This is a genomic window from Bacteroides oleiciplenus YIT 12058 (genome assembly GCF_000315485.1).
In the GTDB taxonomy this organism is placed as follows: domain Bacteria; phylum Bacteroidota; class Bacteroidia; order Bacteroidales; family Bacteroidaceae; genus Bacteroides; species Bacteroides oleiciplenus.
This window is the reverse complement of record NZ_JH992940.1, coordinates 1,615,006-1,628,454: the sequence shown is the minus strand read 5'-3', so window position 1 is coordinate 1,628,454 and position 13,449 is coordinate 1,615,006. Positions and strand designations below refer to the sequence as shown.

Annotated in this window: 8 protein-coding genes; 5 read left to right on the top strand and 3 right to left on the bottom strand. The window is 44.0% G+C overall.

Annotated elements, in window-relative coordinates:
* Positions 1–80: 80 nt before the first annotated feature.
* The 3 genes from HMPREF9447_RS07000 to trxB all read left to right on the top strand — a co-directional run bounded on the left by HMPREF9447_RS07000 (position 81) and on the right by trxB (position 4,252).
* Entirely contained in the window at positions 81–2,579 is a 2,499-nt protein-coding gene (locus HMPREF9447_RS07000; RefSeq protein WP_009129003.1) for an FtsK/SpoIIIE family DNA translocase, read from the top strand.
* 14 nt (positions 2,580–2,593) lie between these two features.
* On the top strand, positions 2,594–3,238 hold the full coding sequence (locus tag HMPREF9447_RS06995; protein ID WP_009129002.1) for a LolA-like putative outer membrane lipoprotein chaperone: 645 nt from the start codon (positions 2,594–2,596) through the stop codon (positions 3,236–3,238).
* Positions 3,239–3,304: 66 nt separating this feature from the next.
* The gene (gene trxB, locus HMPREF9447_RS06990) at positions 3,305–4,252 is read left to right on the top strand and encodes a thioredoxin-disulfide reductase (RefSeq protein WP_009129001.1); all 948 of its coding nucleotides are present in this window, start codon (positions 3,305–3,307) and stop codon (positions 4,250–4,252) included.
* A 60-nt stretch (positions 4,253–4,312) separates the two neighbouring features.
* On the opposite strand, the gene HMPREF9447_RS06985 is transcribed toward trxB, so the two are convergent.
* The 3 genes from HMPREF9447_RS06985 to HMPREF9447_RS06975 form a co-directional block, all read right to left on the bottom strand.
* Complete coding sequence (locus tag HMPREF9447_RS06985; protein WP_009129000.1) at positions 4,313–6,757, bottom strand: glycoside hydrolase family 20 protein; 2,445 nt, start codon at positions 6,755–6,757, stop codon at positions 4,313–4,315.
* An 87-nt stretch (positions 6,758–6,844) separates the two neighbouring features.
* Positions 6,845–7,546: a Crp/Fnr family transcriptional regulator gene (locus HMPREF9447_RS06980; RefSeq protein WP_044137529.1), complete on the bottom strand. Its 702-nt coding sequence runs from the start codon at positions 7,544–7,546 to the stop codon at positions 6,845–6,847.
* Between the two features lie 277 nt (positions 7,547–7,823).
* Positions 7,824–10,013 (bottom strand): glutamine synthetase III family protein, encoded by a 2,190-nt coding sequence (locus tag HMPREF9447_RS06975; protein WP_009128998.1) that lies wholly within the window; start codon positions 10,011–10,013, stop codon positions 7,824–7,826.
* A 568-nt stretch (positions 10,014–10,581) separates the two neighbouring features.
* Between HMPREF9447_RS06975 and HMPREF9447_RS06970 the strand changes: the two genes are divergently transcribed.
* Together HMPREF9447_RS06970 and HMPREF9447_RS06965 are read left to right on the top strand one after the other, a co-directional pair.
* A complete protein-coding gene (locus HMPREF9447_RS06970) occupies positions 10,582–12,684 on the top strand; it encodes a DUF5686 family protein (protein ID WP_009128997.1) in 2,103 nt (700 codons plus the stop codon).
* 199 nt (positions 12,685–12,883) lie between these two features.
* Complete coding sequence (locus HMPREF9447_RS06965; RefSeq protein WP_009128996.1) at positions 12,884–13,435, top strand: hypothetical protein; 552 nt, start codon at positions 12,884–12,886, stop codon at positions 13,433–13,435.
* Positions 13,436–13,449 lie beyond the last annotated feature (14 nt).

The window sequence follows — 13,449 nt, the reverse complement described above, 5'->3', positions numbered from 1 at the left end:
TTAGAAGACAAGGTTGGGGGGAGAGCAATATTTTTATTACTTTTGCACCAATCTATCATTCTACGTAAGAGACTTTATTTATGGCAAAGAAAAATTCAACAAAAGATACGGAACAATCCCTTTCCCTGTTTGGTAAAATAAGGGCGATTTTAAAAAACGAAACCATCCACTTTGTTGTCGGGCTGATACTGGTGATTTTCTCAGTCTACCTGCTGCTCGCCTTTTCATCTTTCTTCTTCACGGGAGCGGCGGATCAGAGTATTATCGATTCCGGCAATACTCAGGAATTGGCTTCCGTCAATAACGGTGTGAAGAACTATGCCGGTTCGCGCGGTGCGCAGTTAGCAAGTTATCTGATAAATGACTGTTTCGGCATTTCATCTTTTTTTATTCTGGTCTTCCTCGCTGTGGCGGGATTGAAGTTGATGCGCGTTCGTATTGTTCGCCTTTGGAAGTGGTTCATCGGTTGCTCGCTGCTGCTGATTTGGTTCTCCGTTTTTTTCGGTTTCGCATTTGTGGAACAGTATCAGAATTCCTTCCTGTATCTGGGTGGTATGCATGGATACAACATCAGCAACTGGTTGACATCGCAAGTTGGTGTGCCGGGTGTTTGGATGATTCTGTTGGTGACTGCCATCTGTTTTCTCATCTATCTCAGTGCGCGTACTGTTGTCTGGTTGCGCCGGTTGTTCAGCCTCAGTTTCCTGAAGCGGAAGCAGAAAGCGGAGGAAGAGGAAGAGGGTAAAGCCCCGGAAGAATTTACGGATTCATGGACGGCAAAGGGAAAGAAAAAGCCTGTTTCCGCTCCTGATGTGGTAGAACCTGATACGGAGGAGGAGGCTTTCGTTGCAACTCCTGAACCTGCGGAAGAACCGGAGAATGAAATAACGTTGGACTTGGGCGGTATTACTGAAAAAGAGCCTGCCAAACCATCGCATGAGGAAGTATCTATGATTATAGAGACTCCTGCCCCGGAACCTGCGTCTTCCCTTTCGGATAAGCCTGCGGTTGCCGAACCTACTTTTGAAGTGGAAACTGTGGAAGAAGATGAATATAAAGGTCCTGAAAAGGAACCATATAATCCCCGCCTTGATTTGGAGAACTATCGTTTCCCATCTATTGACCTTATGAAGCATTATGAGAATGCCGAACCGACTATCGACATGGCGGAGCAGAATGCCAATAAAGATAAGATTATAAATACGTTGCGCAGTTTCGGTATTGAAATCAGTACGATAAAAGCAACCGTAGGTCCTACGGTTACGTTGTATGAGATTACTCCGGAACAAGGGGTGCGTATCTCCAAAATCCGTGGTCTGGAAGATGATATTGCCCTTAGCCTTTCAGCGTTGGGTATCCGTATCATTGCGCCTATCCCCGGAAAAGGAACCATCGGTATCGAAGTGCCGAACTCTAATCCGAAGATTGTTTCGGGACAGAGTATCATCGGTAGTAAAAAGTTCCAAGAGTCTACTTACGATTTGCCGGTTGCCCTGGGTAAGACGATTACCAATGAGGTGTTCATGGTAGACCTGTGCAAGATGCCGCACATGCTGGTTGCCGGTGCTACTGGCCAGGGTAAATCTGTCGGACTGAATGCCATCATCACCTCCTTGCTTTATAAGAAGCATCCGGCGGAATTGAAGTTTGTGCTGGTAGACCCGAAGAAAGTAGAGTTCAGTATTTATTCGGTAATCGAACATCATTTCCTCGCTAAATTGCCCGATGGAGAAGATGCCATCATTACGGATGTAACCAAGGTGGTGCAGACATTGAACTCCATCTGTGTGGAAATGGATACCCGTTACGATTTGCTGAAAGCTGCACATGTGCGCAACATCAAGGAATATAATGAGAAGTTCATCAATCGCACGCTGAACCCCGAAAAGGGACATAAATTCATGCCGTATATCGTGGTGGTGATTGATGAGTTCGGTGATTTGATTATGACAGCAGGTAAGGAAGTTGAGTTGCCTATTGCCCGTATTGCCCAGTTGGCGCGTGCAGTAGGTATCCACATGATTATTGCCACTCAACGCCCGACTACGAATATCATTACAGGTACGATTAAGGCGAACTTCCCTGCCCGTGTTGCCTTCCGTGTGTCTGCCATGATAGACTCACGTACTATCCTCGACCGTCCGGGAGCTAACCAGTTGATTGGTCGCGGTGATATGTTGTTCTTGCAGGGGGCTGACCCGGTGCGTGTGCAATGTGCCTTTATCGATACGCCGGAAGTGGCGGATATTACTAAATTCATTGCTAAGCAGCAAGGATATCCTACTGCATTCTATCTGCCTGAATATGTAGGTGAAGATGGTGGAAGTGATTTGGGGGATGTGGATATGGGACGTCTTGATCCTTTGTTTGAAGATGCGGCCCGTTTGATTGTCATTCATCAGCAAGGGTCAACCTCGCTTATCCAGCGTAAATTTGCCATCGGCTATAACCGCGCAGGACGTATCATGGACCAATTGGAGAAAGCCGGCATTGTGGGACCAACACAAGGTAGCAAGGCGCGTGAAGTGCTCTGTGTGGATGAAAATGACCTGCAAATGCGCCTGAACAATTTACTATAATTGCTGTTAAATAAATGATGAAGAATGTTCTCTTAGTTTATATCTGTTTGTTCGGTCTGTTGCTGCCGGCTTCTGCACAGCGATTGGATGCAAGGGAGATATTGGACCGTACAACCGATGCTTTCCGCCAGTCGGGAGGTATACAGGCGGATTTTACTGTTCAAACTTATTCAAAAGGTACGTTGGAAAGTACTTCTACCGGACTTATCCGTTTGCAAGGAGAAAAGTTCCTGCTGGATGCTGACGGGGTGAAAACCTGGTTTGATGGTCGTACACAGTGGAGCTATCTTGCCGGTAGTGACGAGGTGAATGTTTCTGAACCTACTCCGGAAGAGTTACAAAGTATCAATCCTTATGCTTTATTGTCCATATATAAACAAGGATATCACATGAAGTTGGGTAAAACCAGTACTTACAGTGGAAAACCTGCCTATGAGGTGGTGTTGACGGCTTCCAGCAAAAAGCAGGATTTGCAATGTGTCATTCTCTATGTTTCAAAAGATAGCTTCCAGCCTTTGTGTATCAGTATGAGCCAAAAGGGGGGAGGTAGTGTGGCTATCCGCATAACGTCCTATAAAACGGGACAGTCTTACAATGACAGCTTCTTTACTTTTGATAAGAAGGCGTATCCGACGGCGGAAGTGATTGATTTAAGATAAGAAGCCTTGTCAACTGAAATTCAAATTTATGATATAAGTGTTGAAATACTAAATAATAGAATGATTATGGAAACAGAAAAAGTAAAATGTCTGATTATAGGTTCTGGTCCTGCCGGCTATACAGCTGCGATTTATGCGGGGCGTGCCAACCTTTGCCCGGTGCTTTATGAAGGATTGCAGCCCGGTGGTCAGTTGACAACTACTACAGATGTGGAGAACTTCCCCGGTTATCCGGAAGGTATCGGCGGTCAGCAATTGATGGATGATTTGCGTAAGCAAGCGGAACGTTTCGGTGCTGATATGCGTTTTGGAATTGCAACAGCTTCCGATTTGAGTGTAGCACCCTATAAAGTGACGATTGACGAAGAGAAGGTGATTGAAACTGATACGTTGATAATAGCGACAGGTGCTACAGCCAAATATTTGGGATTGGAAGATGAAAAGAAATATGCTGGTATGGGTGTCAGCGCTTGTGCCACTTGTGATGGGTTCTTCTATCGTAAGAAAGTGGTGGCAGTTGTCGGTGGTGGTGATACGGCTTGTGAAGAGGCTGTTTACCTTGCCGGATTGGCTAGTAAGGTTTATCTGATTGTACGTAAACCCTTCTTGCGTGCTTCTAAAATTATGCAGGAGCGTGTGATGAAGCATGAGAAAATAGAGGTGCTGTTTGAGCATAATGCTGTAGGCCTGTTCGGAGAGAACGGCGTAGAAGGTGTTCATTTGGTGAAACGTATGGGTGAACCGGATGAAGAACGCTACGATCTGGCTATTGATGGTTTCTTTCTGGCTATTGGTCACCAGCCGAACTCAGAAATCTTTAAGGAATATCTGGATACGGACGAAACAGGCTATATTATTACAGAAGGTGATAGTCCCCGTACAAAGGTGCCGGGCGTATTTGCTGCAGGTGATATTGCAGACCCGCATTACCGTCAGGCTATTACGGCGGCAGGCAGTGGATGTAAAGCTGCACTTGAGGCGGAGAGGTATCTTTCGTCCAAATGCCTTATTTAATAATACCTTATATTTAATAAAGAAGTCCCGGATTGACATTGCAATCCGGGACTTTTTCTATTAATATACTTCTATTTCATCCACATACAAATCCGAAGGGATAACATCTCCCGGTGTATCCTTGCGGCAGTCTATGCCATTGCGCAATGTTCCGCCACTTTTTAAGATTACTTTGATATAACGGGCCTCGGTTGGTATACATTCCAGTGTATCAGTGAACGTTTTCTTGCCACGTTCGGGATATTCACGGGTGTAGGAAGCCTGTCCTATCTCTTTAAACTCTTTTCCATCAGTTGATACTTCTACGCGAGCTGCACTTGCGGGTAGTACACGGAAAGCCGGATTATAAAGCGTTCCGAAAGTCACTTTGCTGACGGTGACCGGTTTTTCCATATCAACGGAGAATACAAGCTCATTATTATTTTTCTCGTTCAAGCCAAATGTCACCCATGGTATGTAGGAAGCGGTATTTCCGCGTTTTCCATTCGTCAATCCTAAAGCGGTGGTGTCTGCACCCAGCACATCATTCTCTCCGAATATATCACCGTTCATCCAGCCACAGTGCGGAGTCGTAGTATATTGTTTTCCGGCTATCAGGTTTGCATACAACTTCTTGCTGTTTACTTTTCCCAGCATCTTGCCATTCTTGAAAGCTGCTGCTTGCAAGTCAATGCTCCCTTCCCATATAAATGGTTCGGCGTAAAGTTCAGACTTAGCAGTCGGTGCACTTCCATCCGTTGTATATCTGATTTCAGTGCCCGGATAGAATGTTTCCAATACGGCTTTCAGCGTACCATCGTAAACATGAGTATTGATGTTCACATCAAAGAAGTTGCGGCAAGCTTTCACATTCATAGCATCCATACGTTCAAAGTCTTCCACCATGCGGCTCCGGAAGCAGTCCCAGTTTTTTCTGCTGTTCTGCGTCCAGCCTGTTTCTGCCAAAGCTATGGCGCGGGGGAATGCTTGATAGTCACGACGTTCGTCATTCTGCATATATTCATTCCATATATTACCTTGTACGCCGATGATATGTTTCTTAACCAACTCTTCCGAGTTGTCGGGAACAGGGTTGTAACTATATGTTTTCTTCAATGTATGATACCCTCCGATAGTGGTTGGCGCTATTTCCGGTTCTTCCTGATATTGGTCCAGATAGGCATAACCATGCGGTGTCATGATGGCATCGTGTCCGGCTTTGGCTGCATTTATACCACCTTGTACGCCATGCCAGGACATGACGGTTGCATTCGGGGCAAGTCCACCTTCCAGTATTTCGTCCCAACCAATGATATTTCGCCCTTTGCTGTTCAGGTATTTCTCCATACGGGTTATGAAGTAGCTTTGCAGTTTTTCCTCTTTCGTATGCTTCTTGCCATCCACGGCATTTGGAGTCGTGTCGGCTTTTAAACCTAATTTTTTGATTAATGCCTGACAGTGTGCGCAATTTATCCATGCATCTTTGGGACATTCATCACCACCGATGTGAATATACGAACTGGGGAATAGTTCTATAACTTCATCCAATACATTCTCCAGGAATTGAAAAGTTTCTTCTTTAGGGCAGAATACTTCCTCGAATACTCCCCATGTGCCGGTCACTTCATAGGTTTTATCCGGGTTGCAGGATAATTCGGGATAAGAAGCTAAAGCGGCTAAAGCATGTCCCGGCATTTCTATTTCGGGGATGACAGTGATATATTTACTTGCCGCATAAGCTACTATGTCTTTGATTTCCTCTTGTGTGTAATATCCTCCATGTTCTTTACCATCAAAAATCTGAGGCCAGTTGACGTAGTAATAGTCTATCAAAGTCTCTTTCCGCTTTGAGCCTATTTCTTGCAATTTCGGATATTTTTTGATTTCTATCCGCCATCCCTGGTCGTCTGTCAGATGCCAGTGGAAGGTGTTCATCTTGTGCATGGCGAGCATGTCGATGAATTTATAAATATAATCAGTTGTAGAGAAGTGACGGCAAACGTCGAGCATCAGTCCGCGATAGGGGAAACGGGGTGCATCCTCTATTTCTACGGCAGGTAGAGACCAGTTGGCGTTTTTCACAGTTTCTTTTCCATAAATGGCAGGCGGTAATAGTTGGTACATGGTCTGCACACCATAGAAGAAACCGTTGGGGTGTGATGCTGAGAGGGTGATTCCATTCGGAGCGATGGATAATTTGTATCCTTCCTTGGGCATTCCTTCTGTTGTAACAAAATGGATATTGGACGCTTCCGGATTTTCCTGTGTGCTGGTTTGCAGGGAAATACCGGAAATCAACTGAATGCGGGCTGTCAGGCTGTCTGCAATGGCTTGCACTTCCGGAGTGCAATCAGTAGTAACGACAAAAACTTTGTTACTCAGTTGGAAACGCCCTTCCTGAGGGATCATTTGATTGGGCATCGGAACGATATTATATTCGTTCACTACCTCTTTTGGGGATTGCTGACAACCGGAGGAAGTCAGCAGCAGACTTGCTAAAAGCAAGGAGCTTAGTCCTTTTTTCATGGCATTAATGTGTGTTAAGTTTATAAATCGGGTAAAAAGAGGAAAGAAGCCGGTGATTGTCATCAGGGGGGGAGACAAGACCCTTCTTTAACCTATTTTACTTATTTTCTTCAGCTTTTCTTCATCAATGATCTTTATTTTCCGTCCGTCGATGGTGATTAACCGTTCTGTGGAAAATTGTGATAAAGTGCGAATGGCATTGGAGGTTGTCATGTTCGACAAATTGGCCAAGTCTTCGCGTGATAGATAAATACTGAGGGTAGAGCCATCTTCTTCCAGTCCATAGCTTTCTTTAAGGAAAAGGAGTGATTCGGCCAATCTTCCGCGAATATGCTTCTGCGTCAGGTTGACGGTGCGTTCGTCGGCAATACCCAAGTCGATGGATAATTGCTTGATAAAGAAAAGGGCAAGGTCATTGTTTTGTGCTACCAATGTAGTGATGGCACTCATTGGTATGAGACAAATGAGAGAAGGCTCGAAAGCAGCAGCAGCGGTGACGTAGTCTTCTTTAGCGAAATAGGCACGGTAACCGAAGTATTCAACAGGTTTAATCATACGGATAATCTGGCTTCTTCCACCAACACCGTCCTTGTAGATTTTCACCTTCCCGTTCAGAAGGCACATGAGATATTTCGGAGTTTCACCCTCGCAATGAATGACTTCATTTTTCTTATAATTCTGGAGCGTGAAATGGTTAGCGAGAAATTCTCGCTGTTCTTCATTCAGAGGCTCCCACATATCGGCTATCAGCTCCGGAACATTCACGTCTGACAAATTCATTTTTACCATAACTGCTGCAAAACTGTGTTATACAGCACAAATGTAAAAAGAAAAAATTAAATATTGCACAAAAGTGAGGAAAAGATGCAGTATGGGGAAGGAAAATGATAATTTATCGCGCAAAGCGCAATAAGTAGTTAGTAGTAAAGTAGTAAGTAGTAAGTAGGAGATACTCCGAATTATAACAGCCTTTATTAATAGGACTATTCTACTTACTACTAACTACTAACTACTTACTACTAACTACTTGCTACTAACTACTGCAAAGCTTCGCTTTGCTAAATTATCATTTAGTAAACAGCAGTTCCCTGTATTTGGGTAACGGCCATATTTCATCATCGACTTCCATTTCGAGGTGATCGATGTGATCGCGTATACTATCCAGATATGGGCGTACATTTTCTTCATAAGCAAAAGCCCTGTCTTTGTAGTTGTCCATGTGGTTAGCCACTTTGCGGGCTTCCGTCATTTCTCGTACCAGAACCTTGATAGCAGTTACTCGCTTGGATATTTCGCGTATCAGTTCTTTGCGGTCGGCGCTCAATATCTCGTATTCTTCGGGAGAGAAGATTTCCTTGAGCCCGCGCAGATTTTCTAACAGACGGTTTTGGTAGCTGACTGCAATGGGTACGATGTGGTTGATAGCCAAATCGCCTAATACACGACTCTCAATTTGCACTTTCATGGTGTATTTTTCCAATTCCACCTCTAGACGGCAAGCAAGTTCTGTTTCGTTGAAGATGCGTTCGCCTATCAGTACAGAACGAGATTGGTCGTCCATATAGTGCATCAGAGCTTCGGGTACATGGCAGATATTGGTCAGTCCACGGCGGGCAGCTTCCTCTTTCCATTGGTCTGAATAACCGTCACCCTCGAAGCGGATATCTTCGGAAGCGATGATGGTCTCTTTCAGGATGCGGAAGATGGCTTCGTCTTTACCGATTCCTTCTTCCATTAGCTTGTCGACGGATGCCTTGAATTCATTTAACTGGTTTGCCATTGCAGCGTTGATAGCAATCATGGCGGCAGCACAGTTGGAAGAAGAACCGGCAGCACGGAATTCAAAGCGGTTACCTGTGAAAGCGAACGGAGAAGTGCGGTTGCGGTCGGTTGTATCGAGAAGGATTTCGGGGATACGTCCGATTCCTAATTTAAGAGTCGTTTTTTCTTCTGCCGTCATCTTGTCATCGCCTACCTGGCGTACTATATCATCCAGAGTGGCAGATAATTGCCTGCCCAGAAATATAGATAAGATGGCAGGTGGTGCTTCATTGGCACCCAGACGGTGACTATTGCCGGCACTCATAATGGAGGCCCGCAGCAAGTTCTGGTTCTTGTAAACCATCATCAGTGCGTTTACCAGGAAAGTGAGGAAAAGCATATTCCCTTTCGGGTTCTTACCGGGTGCGAAAAGATTGATACCTGTATCGGTGCAGAGCGACCAATTGTTGTGTTTTCCCGAACCGTTGACACCGCTGTAAGGCTTTTCGTGCAGCAATACTGCGAAGTTATGCTTGCGGGCGATACGTTTCATCAGGTCCATAACCAATTGGTTGTGGTCGTTGGCAAGATTGGCATTTTCAAAGATGGGAGCTAACTCGAATTGATTGGGAGCTACCTCATTGTGGCGTGTTTTTGCCGGAATTCCCAATTTGTGGCATTCTATTTCCAGTTCCTTCATGAAGGCTGTCACCCGTGGGGGAATGGAGCCGAAATAGTGGTCTTCCAGTTGTTGGTCTTTTGCAGATGAATGCCCCATGAGCGTACGTCCGGTTAAGCAAAGGTCGGGACGGGCGTTGTACAAGGCGGAGTCTACCAGAAAGTATTCCTGTTCCCAACCCAGGTTAGTATATACGCGGGTTATATTTTTATCGAATAGCTGACATATTTCCGTGGCGGCTTTGTCTACGGCTGCAAGTGCTTTCAGCAGTGGTGTTTTGTAGTCTAGTGCCTCACCGGTATAAGAAATGAAGATTGTAGGGATACATAAGGTGCTATCTACTACGAAAGCAGGAGATGAAACATCCCATGCTGTATATCCGCGTGCTTCAAAAGTATTACGGATACCGCCGTTGGGAAAAGAAGATGCATCGGGCTCTTGCTGAATGAGCAGCTTGCCGGAGAAACGTTCGATTACGTTTGAGTTTTCTCCAAATTCAATAAATCCATCATGCTTTTCGGCTGTACCGTCCGTCAGTGGTTGAAACCAGTGGGTGTAATGAGTAACATTCAAGGATTTGGCCCAACTTTTCATACCGTTTGCAATCAGGTCTGCTATTTCTCGGCTGATGGGGGTACCTTTTTCAATGGCGTCTGTCACAGCTTTGTAGGCTTCTCTGGGCAGATATTCCTGCATTTTTTTACGGTCGAACACATGACTTCCGTAGTAATCGGATAATTTGTTCGAAGGGGGAGTCACTTCAAGAGGGCGCCGGTTGGCAAGCTCTTGCAAGGCATAGAATCTCATTTTTGACATATCAGTCTTCCTTTTGTTGATTGTTGGCGCAAAATTATATGTTTTTTCTGAAAGTACCCCTATTTTTTAGGGGGTAATCTTTGGAAAATAGTTGTTTTTCTGTGAGTAGCCCCTGAAAATGTGTATCTATATCGAGAAAAAGATGTTTTTGGGATTTGTTAGCCTGCTGCTTCAACCACCTATCCACTTTATATCAACTTCTATATAGAACTTTACCTACTCCGGACCTTCTCCTTATACATAGGAAGAAGTATATAAGGAGTAGGTAAGGAGTAGGTAGGGAGTAAGTAAGGAGTAAGTAAGGAGAAAGTACGGTGCATGCACAGGAAAGGAATCTGAATATATAAAAGGTCATATTGAGAAAAGTATCTTTAAAAAAACTACTATACCTCCGTTTTACAACCTTTTTTTTTATATTTGTCCCAACTTATTAGAGGAATTACGATTGAAGCATTTAATATATATATGTATTGGGCTCGGGTTGTTATTTTCCGTCCTTCAAGAGGCCGGTGCAGAGAATGTGCACAACTCACGGGATAAACAGCTACAGCATTCGGCGGACTCCATTATGGAACGCGTTTTTTTCTTTGCTCCTTTTTATGAAAGTATCATAGAAAGCTACAATGCGGAACTTTACATCAAAGGGAAGGTAAACGTCAAGAAGAAGAATTTCATTATTCATTATTTGCCTACCATGTTCCGCACCAGGAAAGGTATGCATGAATATATGATGGAGACTTACAGTGAACTTCACTTTAATGCGCCCAATCGTTACGAGCAGGAGGTCAAGGCAAGTATGGGCACCACTAAGGGTTTTTGGGAGGCTGACGGACGTCTGATGGAGCATTTTCATATTAATCTTTACTCTTCTACATTGCTATATGATAAGTTGCTTTCTCCTTTAGCTTCAGATGCCAGAAAGTACTATACCTATTTTGTGGATTCCATCATAGGAGATTCTCATAACCGCCAGTATAAGATTCGGTTTATGCCTAAGAACAGGAGCTATCAGTTGGTTGGTGGATATATGATTGTCAGTGCCGATGTGTGGAGTATACGTGAGATTCGTTTCTCGGGTCGTTCGGAAACGTTCCGGTTTACTAATCTGTTGAAAATGGGGGAAGTGGGTGAACCAGATGAATTTTTACCCGTAGAATATGATGTGACAGGCAATTTCCGTTTTCTGGGAAATGTGATTGACGGAAGCTACGTGGCAACGCTCGACTATCGGGACATCCGCCAGCGAAAACCGGCACATATGATACGACGGACAGGATCTAAATATGATTTGTCGGGAATTTATAAGATGAGTGCAGTTCCCGATGCGTATCGATATGACACGGCTTACTTTAATCGTTTGCGCCCCATTCCTTTGACTCCTCACGAGCAGGAACTTTACCATAATTATTCCCAACTTCGTGATTCTGTACCTACTAAGAAACGTAAGGTGATTTGGGGACAGTTTGGGGATGCACTGATAGACTACTACACAGTGGACTTAAATAATTACGGAAGGCTGCGTTGTTCTCCGCTTATCAATCCTTTCATGTTTGGTTATAGTGCATTGAATGGACTCTCTTATCGTCAACAGTTGAGGTATAACCGGCTGTTTTCGGGCGACCGCCGTTTGCAGATTGCTCCGGGGGCAGGTTATAATTTTAAACAGAAAGAATTCTATTGGCAGGTGAGGTCGAGCTTCGACTACTACCCTCGTAAAGGCGCTTCTTTATCTCTGGAGTTTGGTAATGGTAATCGTGTTTATAATAGCGCCATACTGGATGAACTAAAAGATATTCCGGATAGTATTTTTGATGTAAGCAAGCTTCGGCTGAACTATTACAAGGACCTTTTTCTGACCATGCGCCATCGCTGGGAAATCGTAAATGGTTTGACGTTGGACCTCAACCTTTCCATGCATCGCCGCACGGATACAGCGAAGGGAAAGTTCACGGTGATTGATTCCGGTACGTCTCCCACCTCTGAACCCGGAGAGCCTTCCACATCACCTGAAGTCGATACGGATGTGTTGGATAAGTTGCCCCATGTTTATAATAGTTTTGCTCCGGGAATACGTCTGTCATGGACTCCGGGACAGTATTACTATATGAGTGGTAATCGGAAGGTGAATCTTCCTTCCAAGTATCCTACAATATCTTTGGACTGGGAGCGGGGTATTACGGGAGTGTTGCCCAACTCCAATAAATATGAGCGTTTTGAAGTAGACTTTCAGCATACTATCTCTTTGGGATTGATGCGTGATTTCTATTATCGACTGGGGTGGGGTGCTTTTACCGAACAGGATGGAATTTATTTCATTGACTTTGCAAATTTCCGGCGTACTAACCTTCCGACAGGCTGGAACGACGATTTTGGTGGTGTCTTTCAGTTGCTCGACAGATATTGGTATAACTCTTCACGCAAATATTTTAGAGGGCATATCACTTATGAAGCCCCTTTTCTGCTTATTCCTCATTTAAATAAAATCAGCCAGTATGTGCTGAATGAGCGTCTGTATTTCGGTGCGTTGTTTGTTCCCAGGCTTAAACCTTATATTGAATTGGGCTATGGCATCGGTACTCACATCTTTGATTTTGGTTTCTTTGCAGGCTTTGAGAATTGGAAATATAAAGAGGTGGGTGTGAAGTTTACGTTCGAATTATTCAATCGGTAATCGGAGTAAACAAACAGGATGGAATAGGAGGGCAATAGGGATTATGTAAGAAAAAGATAGGAATCTTATCAACAATAAAAAAGTTTTTTATTGTTTCTGCTGATTATTTAATATAATGTTTATATTTGCACATCTTTTATTTTTAGGAATAAAAGACTTATGAGCGGAAAAATACTTTTTATATTTATCTGAGCGTGTGATGAGTTTTATTTTTAATCTTATATCTGCACTGCTGTGGGGAGGGATTCTTTCCGTAGTATTTGTTGTGCTTTTGTACTTGCTGATGCGTGCCCTCTATTCTTCCTATCGATTTACTCTATGGAATGTACTGCTGCTGCTTGTATTGTGGATACTTTTGTTTGCTCAGAGTACTATGATGGTCGGGGCGATGTATGCTAAAGGGTATGTGGACGATGTTCAGGAATTGGTGAGCAGTATTGCCAATCAGGCTAATGGAACATTTGGTCAACTTTCATCTGCCGAGCAGGTGGAACAGGTGAAGCAGGCTATCCATGATGAACTTCCTGCTGTGTCATCTTACATAGACAAGATTGATGTAAAATCTATTGCAGATGGTAGTACCGGTTTTGCTGTCGGAATAGCCCAAGTCATGAAAGAAACAATAAACTATTATATTTTGAGGCGTATACTTTGGATAACCGGAGTTATAATAGGAGGTGGAATACTGTTGGTATGGATGAGGCCACGGATGAGGTTCTCTATTCCGACAGATATGGAAACATACTACTAATAATAAACAATATA

Coding starts and splice junctions, on each gene's coding strand:
- HMPREF9447_RS07000 (WP_009129003.1), top strand. CDS start 81: ATGGCAAAGAAAAATTCAACAAAAGATACGGAACAATCCCTTTCCCTG.
- HMPREF9447_RS06965 (WP_009128996.1), top strand. CDS start 12,884: ATGAGTTTTATTTTTAATCTTATATCTGCACTGCTGTGGGGAGGGATT.
- HMPREF9447_RS06980 (WP_044137529.1), bottom strand. CDS start 7,546: ATGGTAAAAATGAATTTGTCAGACGTGAATGTTCCGGAGCTGATAGCC.
- HMPREF9447_RS06995 (WP_009129002.1), top strand. CDS start 2,594: ATGATGAAGAATGTTCTCTTAGTTTATATCTGTTTGTTCGGTCTGTTG.
- HMPREF9447_RS06970 (WP_009128997.1), top strand. CDS start 10,582: ATGGAACGCGTTTTTTTCTTTGCTCCTTTTTATGAAAGTATCATAGAA.
- HMPREF9447_RS06985 (WP_009129000.1), bottom strand. CDS start 6,757: ATGAAAAAAGGACTAAGCTCCTTGCTTTTAGCAAGTCTGCTGCTGACT.
- HMPREF9447_RS06975 (WP_009128998.1), bottom strand. CDS start 10,013: ATGTCAAAAATGAGATTCTATGCCTTGCAAGAGCTTGCCAACCGGCGC.
- trxB (WP_009129001.1), top strand. CDS start 3,305: ATGGAAACAGAAAAAGTAAAATGTCTGATTATAGGTTCTGGTCCTGCC.